19 protein-coding genes and 1 riboswitch are annotated in these 18,275 nt (G+C 66.9%); of the genes, 12 read left to right on the top strand and 7 right to left on the bottom strand.

All coding sequences use genetic code 11. The annotated features are described in order from the left end of the window. Positions 1-172: 172 nt before the first annotated feature. The gene (locus C5L14_RS06270; RefSeq protein ID WP_245196838.1) at positions 173-904 is read right to left on the bottom strand and encodes a transglycosylase domain-containing protein; all 732 of its coding nucleotides are present in this window, start codon (positions 902-904) and stop codon (positions 173-175) included. 279 nt (positions 905-1,183) lie between these two features. Here C5L14_RS06270 and C5L14_RS06265 point away from each other — a divergent pair, with 279 nt between their 5' ends. Continuing rightward, complete coding sequence (locus C5L14_RS06265; RefSeq protein ID WP_105861164.1) at positions 1,184-2,053, top strand: LysR family transcriptional regulator; 870 nt, start codon at positions 1,184-1,186, stop codon at positions 2,051-2,053. 7 nt (positions 2,054-2,060) lie between these two features. On the opposite strand, the gene C5L14_RS06260 is transcribed toward C5L14_RS06265, so the two are convergent. Both C5L14_RS06260 and C5L14_RS06255 read right to left on the bottom strand, forming a co-directional pair. Continuing rightward, positions 2,061-2,486, bottom strand: coding sequence for a cupin domain-containing protein (locus tag C5L14_RS06260; RefSeq protein WP_105861163.1), 426 nt, complete (start codon positions 2,484-2,486; stop codon positions 2,061-2,063). Between the two features lie 106 nt (positions 2,487-2,592). Beyond that, the gene (locus C5L14_RS06255; protein ID WP_146126849.1) at positions 2,593-3,477 is read right to left on the bottom strand and encodes a LysR family transcriptional regulator; all 885 of its coding nucleotides are present in this window, start codon (positions 3,475-3,477) and stop codon (positions 2,593-2,595) included. A 69-nt stretch (positions 3,478-3,546) separates the two neighbouring features. Here C5L14_RS06255 and C5L14_RS06250 point away from each other — a divergent pair, with 69 nt between their 5' ends. After that, on the top strand, positions 3,547-4,470 hold the full coding sequence (locus C5L14_RS06250; protein ID WP_181161047.1) for a DMT family transporter: 924 nt from the start codon (positions 3,547-3,549) through the stop codon (positions 4,468-4,470). Positions 4,471-4,479: 9 nt separating this feature from the next. On the opposite strand, the gene C5L14_RS06245 is transcribed toward C5L14_RS06250, so the two are convergent. Continuing rightward, the gene (locus C5L14_RS06245; RefSeq protein WP_105861161.1) at positions 4,480-5,367 is read right to left on the bottom strand and encodes a LysR family transcriptional regulator; all 888 of its coding nucleotides are present in this window, start codon (positions 5,365-5,367) and stop codon (positions 4,480-4,482) included. Positions 5,368-5,467: 100 nt separating this feature from the next. Here C5L14_RS06245 and C5L14_RS06240 point away from each other — a divergent pair, with 100 nt between their 5' ends. Then, positions 5,468-6,535 (top strand): YeiH family protein, encoded by a 1,068-nt coding sequence (locus C5L14_RS06240; protein WP_105861160.1) that lies wholly within the window; start codon positions 5,468-5,470, stop codon positions 6,533-6,535. Here C5L14_RS06240 and C5L14_RS06235 read toward each other — a convergent pair. Together C5L14_RS06235 and C5L14_RS06230 are read right to left on the bottom strand one after the other, a co-directional pair. Next, positions 6,522-7,529, bottom strand: a complete 1,008-nt coding sequence (locus tag C5L14_RS06235) for a pyridoxamine 5'-phosphate oxidase family protein (protein WP_105861159.1) — start codon at positions 7,527-7,529, stop codon at positions 6,522-6,524. The genes C5L14_RS06240 and C5L14_RS06235 overlap by 14 nt on opposite strands. A gap of 123 nt (positions 7,530-7,652) precedes the next feature. Beyond that, a complete protein-coding gene (locus tag C5L14_RS06230; protein WP_105861158.1) occupies positions 7,653-8,264 on the bottom strand; it encodes a glutathione S-transferase family protein in 612 nt (203 codons plus the stop codon). Between the two features lie 134 nt (positions 8,265-8,398). Between C5L14_RS06230 and C5L14_RS06225 the strand changes: the two genes are divergently transcribed. From C5L14_RS06225 to crcB, 4 genes are all read left to right on the top strand, one after another. Continuing rightward, positions 8,399-9,322 carry a LysR family transcriptional regulator gene (locus C5L14_RS06225; RefSeq protein WP_105861157.1) on the top strand — a complete coding sequence of 308 codons (924 nt, stop codon included), beginning with the start codon at positions 8,399-8,401 and terminating at the stop codon, positions 9,320-9,322. A gap of 94 nt (positions 9,323-9,416) precedes the next feature. Beyond that, positions 9,417-11,006 carry an ABC-F family ATP-binding cassette domain-containing protein gene (locus C5L14_RS06220; RefSeq protein WP_105861156.1) on the top strand — a complete coding sequence of 530 codons (1,590 nt, stop codon included), beginning with the start codon at positions 9,417-9,419 and terminating at the stop codon, positions 11,004-11,006. 29 nt (positions 11,007-11,035) lie between these two features. Next, positions 11,036-11,095: riboswitch (Fluoride riboswitch) on the top strand. A gap of 74 nt (positions 11,096-11,169) precedes the next feature. Then, positions 11,170-11,292 (top strand): hypothetical protein, encoded by a 123-nt coding sequence (locus C5L14_RS30800; RefSeq protein ID WP_281062560.1) that lies wholly within the window; start codon positions 11,170-11,172, stop codon positions 11,290-11,292. Between the two features lie 290 nt (positions 11,293-11,582). Beyond that, positions 11,583-12,020 (top strand): fluoride efflux transporter CrcB, encoded by a 438-nt coding sequence (gene crcB, locus C5L14_RS06215; RefSeq protein WP_105861155.1) that lies wholly within the window; start codon positions 11,583-11,585, stop codon positions 12,018-12,020. Between the two features lie 110 nt (positions 12,021-12,130). Here the strand turns inward: crcB and C5L14_RS06210 are convergent, their stop codons facing one another. Continuing rightward, on the bottom strand, positions 12,131-13,303 hold the full coding sequence (locus C5L14_RS06210; RefSeq protein WP_105861154.1) for an ROK family transcriptional regulator: 1,173 nt from the start codon (positions 13,301-13,303) through the stop codon (positions 12,131-12,133). Between the two features lie 360 nt (positions 13,304-13,663). Here C5L14_RS06210 and C5L14_RS06205 point away from each other — a divergent pair, with 360 nt between their 5' ends. The 5 genes from C5L14_RS06205 to C5L14_RS06185 all read left to right on the top strand — a co-directional run bounded on the left by C5L14_RS06205 (position 13,664) and on the right by C5L14_RS06185 (position 18,212). Further along, on the top strand, positions 13,664-14,740 hold the full coding sequence (locus tag C5L14_RS06205; RefSeq protein ID WP_105861153.1) for a Gfo/Idh/MocA family protein: 1,077 nt from the start codon (positions 13,664-13,666) through the stop codon (positions 14,738-14,740). After that, positions 14,740-15,573, top strand: a complete 834-nt coding sequence (locus tag C5L14_RS06200) for a sugar phosphate isomerase/epimerase family protein (RefSeq protein ID WP_105861152.1) — start codon at positions 14,740-14,742, stop codon at positions 15,571-15,573. Before C5L14_RS06205 ends, C5L14_RS06200 begins: the two co-directional genes overlap by 1 nt. Positions 15,574-15,754: 181 nt before the next feature. Beyond that, positions 15,755-16,561, top strand: coding sequence for an alpha/beta fold hydrolase (locus tag C5L14_RS06195; RefSeq protein ID WP_105861151.1), 807 nt, complete (start codon positions 15,755-15,757; stop codon positions 16,559-16,561). Next, positions 16,558-17,262, top strand: coding sequence for a ribulose-phosphate 3-epimerase (locus C5L14_RS06190; RefSeq protein WP_105861150.1), 705 nt, complete (start codon positions 16,558-16,560; stop codon positions 17,260-17,262). The genes C5L14_RS06195 and C5L14_RS06190 overlap by 4 nt, the downstream gene beginning before the upstream one ends. Positions 17,263-17,264: 2 nt before the next feature. Further along, a complete protein-coding gene (locus tag C5L14_RS06185) occupies positions 17,265-18,212 on the top strand; it encodes an ROK family protein (protein WP_105861149.1) in 948 nt (315 codons plus the stop codon). Positions 18,213-18,275 lie beyond the last annotated feature (63 nt).

The following is an 18,275-nucleotide window of genomic DNA, read 5'->3' as shown; positions in this document are numbered from 1 at the left end:
GAAGAGAACTCAGGAAGAAAGGGGCTGGAGCGAGATTCTTTCGCGCGGGAAACGCCACGCCTGGGACCGCGCTCGTCTCGTCCGCCTCTTGGAAGCATAGGGCATGCCGGAAGGAAGAGCGGACGAGACATGCGCGGTCCCAGGCATTCCGCCTCCCCCGAATCTCGATACCTTATCTCACGCAGTCGAAATAGCCGCTCGAGTTGCGGGCGCGGTTGACGATCAGACCGGCCAGGTTGCGCAGGCGCCGGGTCGGCGAGCCGGCGCTGCGGCGGATCGGGTTGGGCAGCACCACGGCGAGCTGGGCCGCCTCGCGGGCATTCAGCCTGGAGGCCGGCTTCTTGAAATAATGCTGGGACGCGGCTTCGATGCCGTAGATGCCGTCGCCCCATTCGGCCACGTTGAGATAGACCTCCAGCACGCGCTTCTTCGACCAGACCAGGTCCGTCCACACCGCGAGCGGCACCTCGAGCGGCTTGCGGGCGAAGGTCGGCAGCGGCCACAGATAGAGGTTCTTCACGGTCTGCATGGCGATGGTGGAGGCGCCGCGCGACGGCCCCTTCTCGCCGCCTCGCTCCAGGACATCGGCGATCGCACCGAAATCGACGCCCCAATGGCGGCAGAACTGGCCATCCTCGGAGGCCATCACCGAGAAGCGGGCCACCGGCGCGATGTTCTCGATCGGCGTCCAGCGCCGGTCCACGGACTGCCCCGTGAGATAGCGCCCCAGCATGGGCAGCGATATCGGCGGCACCACCGTATAGACGAGGGTGAGCACCACGGGCAGGGCGGCGAGGCCGATCGCGACCATGACGAGGCGCCGCCATAGCGTGCGCGAGCTTCTCCTGGCGGGCATTGCAACCCCAAGTTCCGGCCTGTCTTCGGGCGCTGCCGCGTCAGCCATCACCCCTGCTCGATCTCCTAAAACAAGGCGCGCTCTTGGCGGAAACCCGCCTTGCCTAAGCATTCTGCTCCGACGCGTCCTTGCGATTCCTGCCGCATCCGCAAAATCGCAAAATGCTCTGATCTCGCTCTTTCTTAACCTAAAGAGTCTGCCGGCGCATCCGGCTCGTAGGAAAGAGTTAATATCTGCGTCTGGAAAGAGCGATCCGAGGCTGCGTGCTGGGAAAGCGAAGCGCTCACCTTCATATTAGGGTCACTGCTTCGCCAGGCTCCACCGATCATGCATCCGAATATCACCTTCACCCAGTTGCGCTGTTTCGTCGCCGCCGCCGAGACCGGCGGCTTCACCGCTGCCGCTCAGCACATCCATCTTACCCAATCGGCCGTGAGCCAAGCGATTGCCGGGCTGGAGGACGCCCTCGGCGCCAAGCTGCTGATCCGCACACGCGTGGGCGTGAAGCTCACCGATCTCGGCGAAGCCGCCCTGGTGGAGGCTCAGGCCCTGCTGGCGGGAGCCCAGCGCCTGGCCGCCGTCACCAGGGCGAGCGACAAGCTGGCGGGGACGACATTGCGCATCGGCTCGGTGCAAAGCGCGGCAGCCAAGCTGCTGCCGGGCTGGCTCAAGCCGTTCCGGGCACTCTATCCCCAGGCCGGCATCACCCTGCATCTGGGCACCGACGAGGAGGTCAACGACTGGGTGCTCGCCGATGCCGTCGATATCGGCATCAGCGGCGAGCCGCATCCCGAACTCGACAACAGCATCGTCGCCAATGACGATTTCGTGCTGATCCTGCCGGCGGGCCACCCCCTCGCCAAGAATGCTTCGATCGGCCTGGAGGCGATCGACGGCGAGCGCGCCATCTTCCCCGGTGGAGGCGGCAACCGCCAGGTCGACGATGCGCTGGCCGCGGCCCGCAGCAAGCCGAACGTCCTGTTCCTGGTACGCGACAACGCCACCATCTTCGGTATGGTGCGCGAGGGCATCGGCCTCACCGTGATGCCCGACCTCACCTTGCCGGACGACACCAGCGGCCTGGCGGTCCGCCGGCTGACGCCGCCGCTGCGCCGCGACCTGCACGCTTCCGTCCGCAAGCAGGGGCTCAGCCCGGCCGGCAAGGCCTTTCTGGAGCTGCTGCCGATCGGGAAGTAGGCGCGCTTCAGTTCAGGGGAGCGGGCACCAGCCCGTATCGCCGCATGATCGCGCCCATCTCGGCGAGGTCGGGGGCGTCTGAAGCCAGCAATGCCGCCACTTCGCGGAAATAGTCGATGCCGAGCACGCCGGGCGTCAGCACGACGAGGCAAGTCGCCGGCGCCTGCCCATCATTGCGGAAGGCATGGACAATGCCGCGCGGGATGAAGAGGCTCTCTCCCACCCTCAGCCGGACCTCGCCATCTCCGATTCGGAAGGTCATCTCGCCTTCGAGACCGTAGACCGCTTCGTCCCAGCTCTCATGATAATGCGCGACCGGCATGCGGGCATGCGGCTGAACGGTCATCTCGAACATATCGAGGCTGCCCTGCGTGTCAGCCTTGCTGTGCAGGAAGCGAAGTTCCAGGCCCTTGATGCTGATGATTTCCGGCATGGCGCAGTCCCCCGGCTGCCGGCTCCGAGGCGGAGCCTGACGGCGGCCATATCCAGCTTGCGCCCCAATCGCCTCCCCGGCAAGAGCGGGCGTTCCGGGCAGACTTTCAGGTGGCCTCGGCCGCGGTCTCCAGCAGCCAGGCCAGGAAGAGTTCGGCGCCCCGTCGAATGGGCGGGCGGGCACGCACCCAGTAATTGCCGAGCAGCAGCCCGTCCTGCGGGCCGACGATTGCCAGCAGGCCGTTGCGCAGCTCGCGCTCGATCAGGCGCGGGGAGGCCAAAGTCATGCCGAGGCCCGCGCTCGCCGCTTCCCAGGCCGCATCATCGATCTCGAAGCGGTTGGCCATGCGCACCTCGCGCCAGTCGACGCCATTGACCTCGGCCCAGCGGCGCCAGTCCCAGTCGTCCTGCGTCGCCGAGATCAGGGCTCCCGAAGCGGCCAGTTCCGTGGCGCCGGCATCGCGATAGCGGGCGGCCACATCGGGGGCGGCCACCACGACGCAGACATCGTCGAACAGCACCGCTCCTCCCTGGACAGGATTTTCCGCCCGGGAATAGCCGATGACGAGATCGATATCGTCATGGTCGGCGATCGCCGAGACCGGTGTTTCCAGGCGGACACGGATGGAAGGGTGGGCCTGGCGAAAGCCGCCGAGGCGCGGAATCAGCCAGCGCAGGGCCAGCGATACCGAGGCGCGCACCAGGACCTCGTTGGCATCGCGCTGCAGCGCGGAGGCCGCCGCCGCGATGATGTCGAGGGCAGGCGCGGTCGCCGCCGCGAAACGCGCCCCCTCCGCCGTGAGCTCGATGGCATTGTTGGAACGGGCGAACAGGCGCACGCCCAGCCCTTCCTCCAGATGGCGCACCTGGTGGCTGACGGCGCTGGCCGTCACGCCCAATTCCTCGCCCGCCGCCTTCAGGCTGCCGAGGCGAGCCGCTGCCTCGAAGACGCGCACGGCGTTGAGGGACGGAAGACGACGAGGCGTCTGCATCGATTTTCCTCATGCAGCAATCAAAGAACGCGTTTGTTTGCAGGGATGAAATCTGTGACCTCATCAAGCATGACGATTGCAGCAAAATCAACGCCGCTGGCCGGGGCGCCCGGCATGGGCGCCAATGCCAGGGGCGCCCTCTGGCTCCTGGTCGGCACCGCCCTGTTCACCCTGATCTTCGCCTCGGGCCGTTTTGCCGGCCCCCTGCTAGCGATTCCGCAGATCCTCCTGCTGCGCTATGCCAGCGGCTTCGTCACCCTCCTCGTCGTGACGAAAGCCGGCGGGCAATCGCTCGATGCCCTGCGCAGCCCGCGGCCGGGCCAGCATTTCCTGCGCGCCTGCTTCGGCTGTTTCGGCGGCCTGTCGGCCATCTACGCCGCCGCCCATATGCCGGTTGCCGCCGCCAGCGCCGTTGGGCTGCTCGAAGGCATCTTCGTGGTGGCCCTTGCCGTGGTCATGCTCGGCGAGGCCGTCGGTTGGCGCCATTGGCTCGCCGGCCTCACCTGCGGCCTCGGGGCGCTCGCGGTGGTGATCGGCCAGCATTCGGCCGCCACGCCCTTCGGCGACGTCACCATTCCCGCCGCGATGGCCCTGCTCGGCGCCGTGCTGATGGCCTTCGAGATCATCTATGTGAAACGGCTGACCAGGGGCGACACGCCACTTTCCATGCTGGCCCATGTCAACCTGTTCAGCTTCCTCCTGATGCTGGTGCCGGCCTGGCTGAGCTGGAAGAGCGTCGGCCCGGGCCCGATCCTGGCCTGCCTGATGCTCGGCCCCGTGGCGATCCTCGCCCAATATTGCAACATCAGGGGCTACCGCCTCGCCGACATCGCGGTGGCCGGGCCGATCGGCTACAGCTGGATCGTGTTCGCCGCCCTGCTCGGCCTCCTCGCCTTCGGCGAGGTTCCCGATCTCAAGGCCGGGCTCGGCTGCCTCATGATCCTGGCCGGCGGCTATTGGCTGACCCGGCTCCCCGCGACCAGCGGCGGCTGAGAGACGGCCTCACCCGCCAGTCTGGGTGATCACCATCTCCAGCATCTGCGAGGCCTTGGTGCGGTAGCGCTCGCGGTGGCGCAGCATGCGGAAGGCGCGGGGCGGCATGTCGAAGGCGATTCGCACCAGCCGGCCCGCCTGCAAATCGGGCGCCGCCACCAGTTCCGACATTACGGTCGCGAAGGGCCCCGAGCGCACGGCCGAACGCACCGCCTCGTTGGACGGCAGCACCAGAGCGATTTCGAGGGCGCTGGGATCGACGTCCCGCCCCCGCAACGCCTCCTCGAAGACCGAACGTGTGCCGGACCCTTCCTCGCGCATGATCCAGCGCGCGGTGGCGATGTCATAGGGCCGCACCGTGCGCCCGTCGGCCCAGGGATGGCCCGGCGCCACCACCACGATCAGCCGGTCATGCGCCACCGTCTGCACCGACAGGGCCGGCTCGTCGACGGCGCCCTCGATGAAGCCGATCTCGGCCTCTCCCTCCAGCACGGCCTGGGTGACGCTCTGGGTGTTGCCGATCTCCAGCCTGAGATCGACATGCGGATGGACGTCGTGATAGCGCGCCAGGAAGGGCGCCACCCAATAGCTCGCAATGGTCTGGCTGGCATGGACCACAAGGGAGCCCCGCGCCCCGCTGCCGAGTTCGGACAGAGCCAGTTCCGCCGCTTTGGCCGAAGCGAGCGTCGCCCGCGCCGTGGGCAGGAATTCCCGCCCGCCCGGCGTCATCTCGATGCGGCGGCCGACACGATGGAACAAAGCCGCGCCATAGCGATCCTCCAGCACGCGGATGGCCGAGCTGACGGCCGACGGCGTCAAATGAAGCGTGGCCGCGGCCTGCGTCAGGTGTTCCCGCTCGGCCACCGCCACGAAAATTCTGAGCTGCTCCAAAGTCATGGCAAAATCATTCGATTAGATCCAATGATTTCTACACTATTTTGAAATGGATTGAACAGGGCCAATAAGGCAGAAGAAACCTGTAAATTGCAGGTGGATCATGAGCAGCAAGGTCAGCAGCTGGTTGGGCGATAGGACGGGAATTCGCGGGATTCTTCCCGGCGCGGGCCTGTGCATCATCGTCACCGCCCTCGCCATGGCAGCCGAGCTCATCGAGACCAGCTTGTTCGGCAAGGCCTGGCTGGAGGCCCTCGTTCTCGCCATCCTGATCGGCGCCCTGATCCGCACCTTTGCCCAGCCGGCACCCCGCTTCGACCGCGGTATCACCTTCGGCGCCAAGACCCTGCTCGAGGTGGCGGTCGTCCTGCTCGGCGCCTCCGTCAGCGCTGCCGCCATCGCCGATGCCGGGTTCGGCCTGATGGCGGGCATCGCCGGCGTGGTGATGGTGTCGATCATGCTGAGCTTCGGCATCGGCCGGGCCTTCGGCCTGCCGCACAACATGGCCCTGCTGGTCGCCTGCGGCAATTCGATCTGCGGCAACTCGGCCATCGCCGCCACGGCGCCGGTGATCGGCGCCAATGGCAAGGACGTCGCCGCCTCGATCGCCTTCACCGCCGTGCTCGGCGTGGTCGCGGTGATCGGCCTGCCGCTGCTGGTACCCGCGCTCGGCCTCACGGCGGGGCAATATGGCGTCTTCGCCGGGCTGACCGTCTATGCCGTGCCGCAGGTTCTGGCCGCCACCGCGCCCGTCGCCGCCCTGAGCGTGCAGATCGGCACCCTCGTTAAGCTCGCCCGCGTGCTGATGCTCGGCCCGGTCATCGTGGTCCTGGCCCTGCTCAGCGATATCCGGCGTAAGGCGGATGCCTCGGCGGCAGGCGCCCCCGCCCAGGCACGTCCCCGCCTCAGCCAGATCGTGCCCTGGTTCATCATCGGCTTCCTGGTGATGATGGCGCTGCGCTCCTTCGGCCTCCTGCCCCAGGCCTCGCTCCAGCCGATCGCCTCGGCAGCCAATACGCTCACGATCATCTCGATGGCCGCGCTCGGCCTCACCGTCGACATCCGGGCCGTCGCCAAGGCCGGGCCGCGGGTGACCTCGACGGTGATTCTGTCTTTGCTCGCCCTCGGCGTGGTCAGCTACGCGCTGATCGTCCTGCTCAAGGTTGCCTGAAGCCCGTTTCCAGCAAGGCACGCGCCTCCTCCCAATTCCCCGTCGCCAGGGAATGGGGCGAGGCACCGTCCGCGGGCGAGTGCCAGCGCAGCGGCAGGGCGCCCGGCCTCAATAGAATCTGCTTCGGCCGAAACCGCAGCAATTGCTCGGCGCCCTCGAAGGCGGCGATCTCCGGCCCCTCCAGGATCACCTCGCCGTCCCCCGAGAGCTGGAGCAGGTCTCCCGTCTCGAAATCGACGAAGGTGAAGCCGCAGCGCGGATCGGCCAGGATATTGCCCAGCGTGTTGAAGAAGAGATTGCCGGCAAAATCTGGCATCAGCAGGCTGCCATCGTCCTGCAGCGCCACGAAGCCCGGCCTGCCGCCGCGATGAGAGACGTCGACCTGGCGGCGGCCGTCCGCACGTGTCACCGAAGAAGCGATGAACAGCGTCTCGGCGCCGGCGATCAGCGCCGCCGCGGGACCTTCGATGCGATCGAAGCGCCGGACCGGCAGCGTGGAAGCTGCGGCCGGATCGCGTGCGAAGCCGAAGTCGCGCAGGCGGATATAGCGCGGGCAATTGCCGAAGCTCTCGCCAACCTCGACATCGAAGGCATCGGGCCCCGTGCGCCGTACCGTGCCATTGAGCCGGTTGCGCCGCCTCGTATGCAGTTCGATGCCGAGCAGGCCGATCGCGGCGCCGTCCTCCAGGCCGGAGGCCAAGGGGTCGGCGGGATCCGCCCCAGCCGCGACATGCAGCGTGCGGGGCTCGGGAGAATGGAGGAATCCTGGCCGGCCGGCCAGGATCGTCGCCCACATCTCGCCGGCATGATCGGCTGCACCGACGACGATGAAGGGAAGCAGCGGATAGAAGTCGCGGTGCTGCTCGATCAGATGGTCGCGCAGCACCCGCCGCCCGACCACATCCATGCGCTCGGCGGCTCCCGCCCGGCGCTGCAGGGCGAGTTCGCCCTCATGCCACGGCGAATCCGTGGCAACCGGCACTTTGCCGTCCATGACATTTGCCTTTCCCGAAACAATGGAACGTGGTCGAGCGAGATGCGCCGGCACCGCCGGCTCCCGGACGCCATGCTCGGAGGGAAGAAGGGCCAGCGGGATGCTCGCGGGCCCACGAAAGCCTCAGGCTGCCAGCCCGATTGCGGTCTTCTGGAACGGCACAAAGCCTGGCAGGGCCTCGACCCGCCGCAGCCATGCCCCGATCTCCGCATAAGGCGTCAGATCGACATTCCCTTCCGGCGCCGAAGCAATGTAGCTGTAGAGCGCCACATCGGCAGCTGTCGGGCGATCGAGAACGATCCAGTCGTGTCCGACCAGTTCCTGATCGATCAGCTTCAGGATGGCGTGCGCGGCCGCCAAGGTCTGCTCGACATCGTATTTGGCGCCGAAAACCGTGATCAGCCGGGCAGCGGCGGGGCCCATGCGGAGCTGGCCCGCCGCCACCGAAAACCAGCGCTGCACCGCGGCCCCCGCAGCTGGTTCGGTCGGCAGCCAGTCCTCCAGGCCGAGCTTGCGGGCGACATAGACGATGATGGCAAGCGAATCGGGCACGATCACGCCGCCATCGTCGAGAACCGGCACCTGGCCCAGCGTGTTGAGCTTGAGGAAATCCGGCGTCTTGTGCTCGCCGGCCTTCAGGTCGACATCGACCAGTTCATGCGGCACGCCCACCAGCGACAGAAACAGGTGAGCCCGATGGGAATGGCCCGACAGGGGATAATGATAGAGCTTCATGGACGACCTCCTTGCCGGACACCGGCGCGATGGGGAGGATCTTGATCATTTCAGTGGGAATAGAGAATATTGATTGATTGGAAGACATCGTTCCAGATAACGGAATAATTGGAACTCACGAAACCTGGGGCATCATGGATCGCTGGCAGGCCATGCGGGTCTTCGTGAAGGTGGCCGAGAGCGGCGGTTTCGCCGAGGCCGCCCGCCGTCTGTTCATGAGCCCGCCTGCGGTCACCCGCGCCGTCGCCTTTCTCGAAGATGCCATCGGGGCGCGGCTTCTGGTGCGCACCACCCGCTCACTCAAGCTCACCGAAACCGGGGAGCGCTACCTGCATGACTGCCAGCGCATCCTGGCCGATCTTGCCGACGCCGAGGCCGCCGCAGCCGGTTCCTACACCACGCCGACCGGCACGCTGATCGTCACCGCGCCCGTGATGTTCGGCCAGCTCCATATCCTGCCCGTGGTCATGGACTATCTCGGCGAGCATCCAATGGTGAGCGCGCAGACGCTGTTCCTCGACCGCATCACCAATCTGGTGGAAGAAGGCATGGATGTCGCGATCCGCATCAGCCATCTGCCGGATTCGGAGCTGACGGCGATCCGGGTCGGCAGCATGCGGCGGGTGATCTGCGCCTCGCCCGCCTATCTCGCCGAGCATGGCGAGCCGCGCAGCCCGGCCGATCTGGCCGGCCACAGCGTCATCGCCAGGATCGGCGCCTGGCCGCGGCTGGAATGGCGCTTCGGCCGCGACCAGAAGATCCATGTCGGCATCCAGCCGCGGCTGATGTGCAATCTCAACGAATCGGGGATCTCGGCTGCCATCTCAGGCTGGGGACTGGTGCGCGTCTTCGCCTATCAGGTCGACTCCGCCCTGCGGGAAGGCACGCTTCGGGCGGTGCTGACCGAGTTCGAGGAAGAGCCGATGCCGATCCATATCGTGCATGCCGGCGGCCGGGCTCCCTCCGCCAAGGTGCGCTCCTTCGTCGATTTCGCCGTGGAGCGCCTGCGGGCGAACCCGATCTTCGGGGACCTTGCGCGAGCTCGCCCACTCTCCTAGATAGGAGATGTCGACCACCCCAGTGAGTGAGAAGCAATGGATCTGAACCTGACCGCAACGCCGCATTGCCTTGTGTCAGGGATCATCCATCCTCATGCCTGCTTCGATCACGCTCTCCCATCTCTCCTGGTCCACGCCTGACGGCCATGCGCTGTTCTCCGGGCTCGACCTGAGCTTCGGCCCTGAACGGTCCGGCCTTGTCGGCCGCAATGGCGTCGGCAAGACGACCTTGCTCAAGCTGATATCAGGGGACCTGCAGCCCCGGTCCGGCCGGGTCATCGTTCATGGCAGCCTGGGGCGCCTGCGTCAGGCCGTGCAGGTCGGGCCGGACGAGACCGTCGCCGATCTCTTCGGCGTGACGGATGCGCTGGCCCTGCTTGCCCGGGCGGAAGCCGGCCACGCCAGCACCGAAGAGCTCTCCGCGGCCGACTGGACACTGGAAACCCGGCTCGCCGCGGCCTTGGCCCGGGTCGGCCTGCCGATCGAGCCCGGCACGGCGCTGACGACATTGTCGGGCGGGCAACGCACCCGGGCCGGCCTGGCGGCGCTGGTCTTCGCCGAGCCAGACTTCCTGCTGCTGGACGAACCCACCAACAATCTCGACCGCGAGGGACGGCGGGCCGTCATCGAACTCCTCGCCGGCTGGCGCGGCGGGGCAGTGGTGGTCAGCCACGACCGCGAGTTGCTCGAGGCCATGGACGCCATCGTCGAGCTGACCTCGCTCGGCGCCAGTGTCTATGGCGGCAATTGGAGCCAATACCGGGCGCGCAAGGCCCTGGACCTGGCGGCCGCCCGCCGCGACTTGACCGAGGCCGAGAAGCGGCGCGACGAAACCGAGCGTAAGGCGCAGATCGCAGCCGAGCGCAAGGCGCGCAAGGACAGTACCGGGCGCAAGGCGCGGGCCAAGGGTGATGCCCCCCTGCTGCTTCTCGACGCCAAGAAGGAGCGCAGCGAAAAGAGCGGAGGCGCGGGCGCCCGCCTGGCCGAGCGGCAACAGTCACAAGCGAGCGAGGCTCTCGCCAAGGCACGCGAACGGCTCGAGATCCTGCAGCCCTTGTCGGTGCGCCTCGCGCCCACAGGCCTGCCCGCCGACAAGGTGGTCCTGCGCCTCGATGCACTGCGTTTCGGTTACGAGCCGCTTCGGCCCGTTCTGGACGGCCTGTCCTTCACGCTCGCCGGACCGCAGCGCGTCGCCGTCACAGGCCGCAACGGCAGCGGCAAGACGACATTGCTCGGCCTGATCACCGGCAGGCTTCAGCCGCAGGCGGGCAGTGTGTGGGTTCTTCCCGGCGCCGCTCTGCTCGACCAGGAAGTAAGCCTGCTCGACCCCTGCGAGACGATCCGCGACAATTTCAAGCGCCTCGACCCGCAGTCGGACGAGAACGCCTGCCGTTCCGCCCTGGCCCGTTTCATGTTCCGCGCGGATGCGGCTCTCCAGAAGGCCGGCAGCCTCAGCGGCGGGCAGATGCTGCGGGCCGGCCTCGCCTGCGTCCTGGGCGGAGAAAGGCCGCCGTCCTTTCTGATCCTGGACGAGCCGACAAACCATCTCGACATCGATGCGATCGAGGCGGTGGAAGCAGGCTTGCGTGCCTATGACGGCGCCCTGCTGGTGGTCAGCCACGACGAGAGCTTCCTTGATGCAATCGGCATCTCGCACAGGCTGGAGTTGCCGCCAACGGCTTGACCCCGCCAGGACCCGGGCCGTATTGTGGGGCATCGATAGGGGATGGAGTCCCCCCAAACCGCCGCAAGGCTGATGACTCCTACCAGGTGCTTCGCGCCGGTAGGAGTTCGTCCCAGCTCCCGCTTTCGTCGAAGTGCCGCAGCGATCTCCCTGGAGGTATGCCATGCGCCCTTCGCGACCAAGACGGCCGATACCCTTCCTGCTTCTCCGGATCTGGCTCGTCCTGGCCTTTCTCGGCCTGATCGGGCTTGCCATCGCCTGGCGCCTGGGGCTGATTCCGCCATGAATCAGGCATTGCCGGGATTTCAGATTGGCGGTGGCCTAAACCTAATGCCGTTCCCTCGGGTGCCTTCGAGTTTGCACGACCTTTGTCATCGCCGGGCTTGACCCGGCACTCCAGCCCAGAGCCCGGTTAAGTCGCGGGTTTCTGGATAGCCGGGCCAAGTCCGGCTATGACAAATCGCAGTGTTTCCTTGCTGGATGATCCGCATTGGGCCTAAGCCCCGGCTATCCTCGTCGGACCAGCCTATTGCCGGCCGAAACCTTCATCTCTCTCACCGAATTTTCGGAGCATCCATGTCACCCGTGCTCGCCAACACCATCATGATCGCCCTCGGCGGCGCCATCGGCTCCGTGGGGCGCTATTGGATCGGGATGTGGCTGGCGCCCTACAGCCAAAGCCTGCCCTGGGCGACCGTCCTCATCAACATCGCCGGCTCCTTCGCCATCACCTTCTTCGGCACGCTGACCATTGCCAATGGCCGCGCCCCTATGCCGGATCTCTGGCGGCTGTTCTTCATGGTCGGCATCTGCGGCGGCTTCACCACCTTCTCCTCCTTCAGCCTGCAGACCTTCGAGCTCCTGCACATGAACATGCCCCTGCGGGCGCTGATCAATGTCGGCGTGTCCGTGGTGCTGTGCGTCGCGGCGTCCGCACTGGGCTTCTATGGCGCGGCGACCATCAACGGCACGCAGCAGGCGGCGCAGATACAGGTGGACGAGGAAGCGTCCTGATCTCTCGAGCAAAGCGCGTTCATGACAGAGCGCGCTTTGCTCTCATTGTTTGGTTGTACGCGTCTTTGCGATTCTTGATGATGCCGTCAAATCGCAAAACGCTAAGGGCATCAACTGCCGATTTCGATGTTGGAGACGTCGAAATCCTGGTGATGGGCAATGGTGGCGGCGCCGATGGCGCATTCCATCTCGCCCAGGGTCGAAAGGCGGATCTGCGGCCTCGTCATCCCGGGCACAATGCCGGCGCCGACCGCCTGAGACAGCCTGTCGAGGCGAGCGGCCAGCACCGGACGCATGGCGCCCCCGAGCACGATCGTGCTGGGATTGAAGATGTTCGTCAGCGATGTCAGCCCGAGGATGAGATGGCCTGCCAGCTCGTCCATGGCGGTGCCGGCGTTGCGATCGCCGGCCTGGGCAGCGGCGGCCACCATGGCCGGCAGGGCGGAAAGACTGTCGACGCCGAAGCCCTGGCCGGGTCGGTAGGAGCGCTCGAGCGCGGCGATGTTGACGAAATTCTCCAGGCAGCCCTCCTGCCCGCAGGAACAGCGCGGCCCCGTTTCGCGGATGCGGACATGGCCGAACTCGTTGCCGGTCCCTTCGGCTCCGCGGACGAGGCGCCCATTGACGATGGCGGCACCGCCGCACCCGGCCCCGAGCTTGAGATAGACGATGGCATCGGCCTGCAGGCCGGGCTGGGTATAAACCTCGCCGAACGCGGCGGCATGGGCGTTGTTCTCGACGAAAACAGGCGCACTGAGCGCCTGCTCCGCCAAGGCCTTCAGATTGAGATCCTTCCAGCCCAGCATGGGCAGATGCACGACATAGCCGTCGGAGCGTACCAGGCCGGGCACGGTGATGCCGATCGAGCGCAGAGGTTGCGGCAGGCCGCGGGCAAAGGTGGCGATGGCGCTCACTGCCGCTTCGGGACCGACGGGATGGGCCAGGCGCGCGGTGCGGCTGTCGACCACTCCGAGCGCCAGGTCGATCAAGGCGAAGCGCACCACGCCGACGCCTATCTCGGCGCCGAGAAAGTAGCCGCCGCTCGGATTGAGGGCAATGTCCACACCAGGCCGTCCGACATCGCGGCGCGGGCTGTCTTCTCGGGAGATGCGCTGCTCGACCAGGAACGAACTGGCGGTGAGGTTCTCGACCAGATTGGTGATGGTGGCCGGGGTCAGGCCGAGACGCCGGGCGAGTTCGGCCCGGGGCATCGCGCCCTGCAGGCGCAACTGGGTGAGAATGCGCCGCTCGTTCACATAACGCGCGAAGGTCTGGTCAGCCATGATGTCGCCTCCGCCCGAATCTCTAGAATGGCTTTGCGATTCGGCCGAATCACCTGGAAACACAAAGACGCATCGATGCGGACAGTTAGAGCAGAAGTAGGTTTTCGCCCAAACATGCCCTGCCCCGGGCAAGGCGCGTTCAGGACTGAACGCTTGCTTACCTTGAGGCACTTTCTGCTAATAGCAGAAGCACCGCCCTTGTCATGCCTGCCCGACCGGGATTTCGAGCGACCTGTCCTCCGATATAGTGGACAAAACGGGACGCCTCTGGCCAGGCAAGGCTGTCATAGCAGCATAGGCCTTGCGCTTCCTATTTGTTTAGATAATAAATAAATTATCGAAATCCACAGGAACGCAGCCATGCCGAAGAAGGAAGATCACCGCCTCAAGGTCGGCGTGCTGGGCTGCGGCCCCATCGCTCAGGCCGCCCATTTCGAAAGCTGCACCAAGGCCCGCAATGCCGACCTCTATGCCATTTGCGACGTCGCGCCCGACCTCCTGGAGCGCATGGCCTGGACCCACAAACCCGAGAAGACCTTTTCGGACTATACCACCATGCTGGCCGATCCACAGCTCGACGCGGTCATCGTGGCCACCTCGGACGCCTTCCACGTACCGGCCTCGATCGCTGCGCTGGAAGCGGGCAAGCATGTGCTCAGCGAAAAGCCTGCCGGCATCGGCGTCGAGGAAGTGGAGACGCTGCGCGCCGCCGTGGCGGCCAGCGGCAAGGTGCTGCAGGTCGGCCATATGAAGCGCTTCGATGCGGGCCTGGAAGCGGCCAAGGCCTTCATCGACACGGAAATGGGCGAGATGCTCGCCCTCAAGGCCTGGTATTGCGATTCGACCCATCGCTATCCGATGACCGATGCCGTCCAGCCCCTGATCGTCACCAGCCGGCAGGCGCGCAAGCCGGCCGCCGACCCCAAGGCCGATCTGCAGCGTTATTACATGCTCGCCCATGGCAGCCATCTCGTCGATACCGCCCGCTATTTCGGCGGCGAGATCGTCGAGGTCGAGGCGCGCTTTTCCGAGCGCTTCGGTGCGCGCTGCTGGTTCGTCGACATCGCCTTCGCCAATGGCACGCTCGGCCATCTCGACCTCACGGTGGCCGTACGCATGGATTGGCACGAGGGTTTCCAGATCTATGGCGAGCATGGCAGCGTGCTCGGCAAGACCTATAACCCCTGGTACTACAAGAGCAGCGACGTCGATATCTTCCGCGAGAAGGACGGCGCCACCACCCGTGTCCTCGGCGCGGATGGCCATTTCTACCGCCGGCAGCTGGAGGGCTTCGCCGACGTCATCCTCAAGGGCGCGCCGATGCGCGGCGCCGGCATCGAGGACGGCGTCGCCTCCGTCAGGGCTATGATCGCCATCGCCCAATCCGTCCGCGAAGGCCGTGCCGTGCGGCTCGCCGACGTCAAGGGAAAGTTGTGATGCGGCTCGGCATCTTTGCCAAGACCTTCCCGGGCGACACACCGGGAGCGGTGATGGCGGCGGCCCGCGCGGCGGGTTATGGCAGCGTGCAATACAACATGGCCTGTTCGGGTCTGCCTTCCATGCCGCAGGCCATTCCGGCTGGCGTGGCCGAGGCGGTCCATGCCGCAGCTCTCGACCAGAATCTTGACGTTGCAGCTGTCTCCGCTACCTACAACATGATCCACCCCGATCCGGCCCAGCGCTGGCGCGGCCATGACGGCCTGGCGGTCATCGCCGGCGCAACCCGCGGCATGGGCACCCGCCTGCTCACCTTGTGCACCGGCACACGCGACCCTGACGACCAGTGGCGCGGCCATCCGGACAACGCCACGCCGGAGGCCTGGCGCGATCTCGCCACCAGTCTGGAAATGGCGCTCGATATCGCCGAGCAGCACGATGTCGATCTCGGCATCGAGCCGGAACTGGCCAATGTCATCGATTCGGCCGCCAAGGCCCGCGCGATCATCGACGAAATGGCGAGCCCCCGGCTGAAGATCATCCTCGACCCGGCCAATCTCTTCGAGGTGGCTTCGCGCGCCGAGCAGCATCGCCTGGTCTCCGAGGCCATCGATCTCCTGGCCGACCGCATCGTCATGGCCCATGCCAAGGACAGGGACGCCGCCGGCGGCTTCACCACCGCCGGCAGGGGCGTGCTCGACTACGACCACTATCTCGCCGGGCTGGCCCGCATCGGCTTCGACGGTCCCCTGGTCACCCACGGCCTGGCTGCTGATGAGGCGGAGGAGGTGGCGGCATTTCTCGGCCGAAAGCTGGCGGAGGTGATTGCGTGATGAGGGGCGCCGAACCCCGCAGAACCACTCCCTTCTCCCCTTGCGGGAGAAGGTCCCGGCAGGGGGATGAGGGGTGTTGCACCACATTCGACCCGCGTAGCGAGACCCCTCATCCGCCCCCTTCGGGGCACCTTCTCCCGCAAGGGGAGAAGGCTGACCGCATCGCTGGGCGCTTGATCCGATGAATACGCACTTCCAGCGTGACAACCTCAAACTGGCCGTGCATGACCGCGGCAGCGGCATGCCCGTGGTCCTCCAGCATGGCCTGTGCGGGGATGCTGCCCAGCCGGCCGAAATCTTTCCCTTCGAGCTGCCGGCGCGCTGCCTCACGCTCGAATGCCGCGGCCATGGCGGCTCGGACGCCGGCGACACCGGGCTTCTCTCGATCGCAACCTTCACCGACGACTTGGCGGCTTGGCTCGACAGCCTGGCGCTCGGCCCGGTCGTCTTCGGCGGCATTTCGATGGGCGCGGCGATCGCCCTGCGCCTCGCCGTTGCCAGGCCGGACCTGGTGCGAGCGCTGGTGCTGGCCCGCCCGGCCTGGGTCGCCGAGGCTGCTCCGGCCAACATGGAACCCAATGCCTTTGTCGGCACGCTGCTCGCCCGTCACGACGCGGAGGAGGCGCGGGCCCTGTTCGAGGCCTCCGATACGGCGCGCGATCTTGCCGCCAACGCCCCGGACAACCTCGCCTCGCTGCGCGGCTTCTTCACGCGAGAACCCAAGGCCGTCACCGCGGCCCTGCTCGCCCGCATTTCGGCCGATGGCCCCGGCGTCTCCCGCGCCGATATCGCGGCCCTCGGGGTACCGACGCTCGTCGTCGGCACGCAGGTCGACGCCATCCATCCGCTCGCCCATGCCGAGACGCTCGCCGCACTCATCCCCGGCGCCCGTCTCGCCCGCATCACCCCCAAGGCACTGGACAAGCCGCGCTACGTCCAGGATTTCCGCGCCGCCCTGGCGCAGTTCCTCTCGGAGATTTCAGCATGAAACCCGCCCCCGGTTGGCTCCAGGCCCTGCCCGCCGACCGCCTCCTCGCCGAATTCTCGCTCTGGTCCGCCGATCTCGGCCGCCTCGCCGACGACATCGCCCAGGTCGAGCCCCATGTCGATATCTTCCATGTCGATGTCGCGGACGGCCATTTCTCGCCGGCCCTGCTTTATTTTCCGGACCTGACGGCGGCCGTTCGCAAGGTGACCGCCAAGCCCATTCACGTCCATCTGATGACGACGGACGACATTCTCCTCGACCAGATCGACCAGTTCGCCGAGGCGGGAGCCGATCTGATCAGCATCCATGCCGAGAACGGCAATGCCGACGCGGCGCTGGCCCGCATCCGCGAACACGGCCTTGCCACCGGCATGGTGCTGCAGCTCCATACGCCGGTCGCGGCGGCGGAGCCCTTCCTCGACCGCCTGGATATGCTGACCCTGCTCGGCACCCTGATCGGCATCAAGGGCGTCGGCCTCGACGATTCGGCCCTGTCGCGCCTGCGCGAGGCCCGCAAGCTGATCGCCGGCAAATCCGGGCACCGCATCATCCTCGCCTCCGACGGCGGCAATCGCGAGCACACCGTGCCCAATCTGCGGCTTGCCGGCGCCGAGACCATCGTGATGGGGTCGCTGGCCTTCGGCGCGCCGGATCTGGCCGCCCGCATCGCCTGGGTTCATGGTCTGCAGCGGGAGCCCTGACCATGGTTCGGCGCGCCATCGGTATCGACCTTGGCGGCACGCAGGTGCGCGCCGCCCTCGTTGACGATACCGGCGCCGTGCTCAAGCGCGCCGCCACCCGCACGGATGTAGCCGGCGGCCCGGCGGCCGTGATGGCGCAATTCCGCAGTCTCATCGAGGACGTGACCGACGACGCGAGCCTCGGCTCGCTCTCCGGCATCGGCGTCTGCGCCCCCGGGCCGCTCGACAGCGACACCGGCACCTTCATCCATGTCCCGACCCTGCCGGGCTGGGAAGACTTTCCCCTGCGCGCCGAGCTCTCCGCCGCCCTCGGCCGGCCCGTGGTGGTGGAAGGCGACGCCATCGCCGCCTGTTATGGCGAATGGCGCTTCGGCGCCGGCCGCGGGCTCGATCATCTCCTCTATGTCACGGTCTCCACCGGCATCGGCGGCGGCGTGGTCAGCGATGGCCGCCTCCTGCATGGCCGGCGCGGCATGACCGCCCATGTCGGCCATTTCCGCCTGGCCCAGGACGGGCCGCGCTGCAGCTGCGGCGCCGTCGGCTGCTTCGAGGCCTTCGCGGCCGGCACGGCGCTGGACCGGCGCGCGCGCCAGGCTGCACTTGCTCATCCCGGCAGCAGTCTCGCGCGCCTGGCGGCGCCGACCGCCGGGGATGTCGTCGAAGCCGCACGCCAGGGCGATGCGACCGCCCTCGCGCTTCTCGACGAGGAGGCTACCCTGCTCGGCGAGGGCTTCGTCAGCCTCATCCATCTCTTCAGCCCGGAAAAACTGGTGATGGGCGGCGGCGTCGCGCATGGCTTCGATCTGATGGACGAGACGATCCACCGGGTCATCCGTACCACCGCCCTGCCCTCTTTCCGCGACGTGCCGGTCGCGAAAGCCGCCCTCGGCGACAATGCCGGCCTCGTCGGCGCCGCGGCCCTGGTTCTGTTCGACGAGCGGGCCCGCTGATCCCGGAGCTGCCCCGGCAGCGGAATAACGCCCGACTCACGGCTCTGGTCGAACACTTCGCCT

It is taken from the genome of Labrys okinawensis, from assembly GCF_002982075.1.
Classification (GTDB): domain Bacteria; phylum Pseudomonadota; class Alphaproteobacteria; order Rhizobiales; family Labraceae; genus Labrys; species Labrys okinawensis_A.
Note: the sequence above shows the minus strand (reverse complement) of the source record. Positions and strands in the feature narration are given on the sequence as shown.

What these genes read in the sequence shown, in the direction of transcription:
- C5L14_RS06270 (WP_245196838.1), bottom strand. Translation starts at nt 904, where the DNA reads ATGGCTGACGCGGCAGCGCCCGAAGACAGGCCGGAACTTGGGGTTGCA.
- C5L14_RS06265 (WP_105861164.1), top strand. Translation starts at nt 1,184, where the DNA reads ATGCATCCGAATATCACCTTCACCCAGTTGCGCTGTTTCGTCGCCGCC.
- C5L14_RS06260 (WP_105861163.1), bottom strand. Translation starts at nt 2,486, where the DNA reads ATGCCGGAAATCATCAGCATCAAGGGCCTGGAACTTCGCTTCCTGCAC.
- C5L14_RS06255 (WP_146126849.1), bottom strand. Translation starts at nt 3,477, where the DNA reads ATGCAGACGCCTCGTCGTCTTCCGTCCCTCAACGCCGTGCGCGTCTTC.
- C5L14_RS06250 (WP_181161047.1), top strand. Translation starts at nt 3,547, where the DNA reads ATGACGATTGCAGCAAAATCAACGCCGCTGGCCGGGGCGCCCGGCATG.
- C5L14_RS06245 (WP_105861161.1), bottom strand. Translation starts at nt 5,367, where the DNA reads ATGACTTTGGAGCAGCTCAGAATTTTCGTGGCGGTGGCCGAGCGGGAA.
- C5L14_RS06240 (WP_105861160.1), top strand. Translation starts at nt 5,468, where the DNA reads ATGAGCAGCAAGGTCAGCAGCTGGTTGGGCGATAGGACGGGAATTCGC.
- C5L14_RS06235 (WP_105861159.1), bottom strand. Translation starts at nt 7,529, where the DNA reads ATGGACGGCAAAGTGCCGGTTGCCACGGATTCGCCGTGGCATGAGGGC.
- C5L14_RS06230 (WP_105861158.1), bottom strand. Translation starts at nt 8,264, where the DNA reads ATGAAGCTCTATCATTATCCCCTGTCGGGCCATTCCCATCGGGCTCAC.
- C5L14_RS06225 (WP_105861157.1), top strand. Translation starts at nt 8,399, where the DNA reads ATGGATCGCTGGCAGGCCATGCGGGTCTTCGTGAAGGTGGCCGAGAGC.
- C5L14_RS06220 (WP_105861156.1), top strand. Translation starts at nt 9,417, where the DNA reads ATGCCTGCTTCGATCACGCTCTCCCATCTCTCCTGGTCCACGCCTGAC.
- C5L14_RS30800 (WP_281062560.1), top strand. Translation starts at nt 11,170, where the DNA reads ATGCGCCCTTCGCGACCAAGACGGCCGATACCCTTCCTGCTTCTCCGG.
- crcB (WP_105861155.1), top strand. Translation starts at nt 11,583, where the DNA reads ATGTCACCCGTGCTCGCCAACACCATCATGATCGCCCTCGGCGGCGCC.
- C5L14_RS06210 (WP_105861154.1), bottom strand. Translation starts at nt 13,303, where the DNA reads ATGGCTGACCAGACCTTCGCGCGTTATGTGAACGAGCGGCGCATTCTC.
- C5L14_RS06205 (WP_105861153.1), top strand. Translation starts at nt 13,664, where the DNA reads ATGCCGAAGAAGGAAGATCACCGCCTCAAGGTCGGCGTGCTGGGCTGC.
- C5L14_RS06200 (WP_105861152.1), top strand. Translation starts at nt 14,740, where the DNA reads ATGCGGCTCGGCATCTTTGCCAAGACCTTCCCGGGCGACACACCGGGA.
- C5L14_RS06195 (WP_105861151.1), top strand. Translation starts at nt 15,755, where the DNA reads ATGAATACGCACTTCCAGCGTGACAACCTCAAACTGGCCGTGCATGAC.
- C5L14_RS06190 (WP_105861150.1), top strand. Translation starts at nt 16,558, where the DNA reads ATGAAACCCGCCCCCGGTTGGCTCCAGGCCCTGCCCGCCGACCGCCTC.
- C5L14_RS06185 (WP_105861149.1), top strand. Translation starts at nt 17,265, where the DNA reads ATGGTTCGGCGCGCCATCGGTATCGACCTTGGCGGCACGCAGGTGCGC.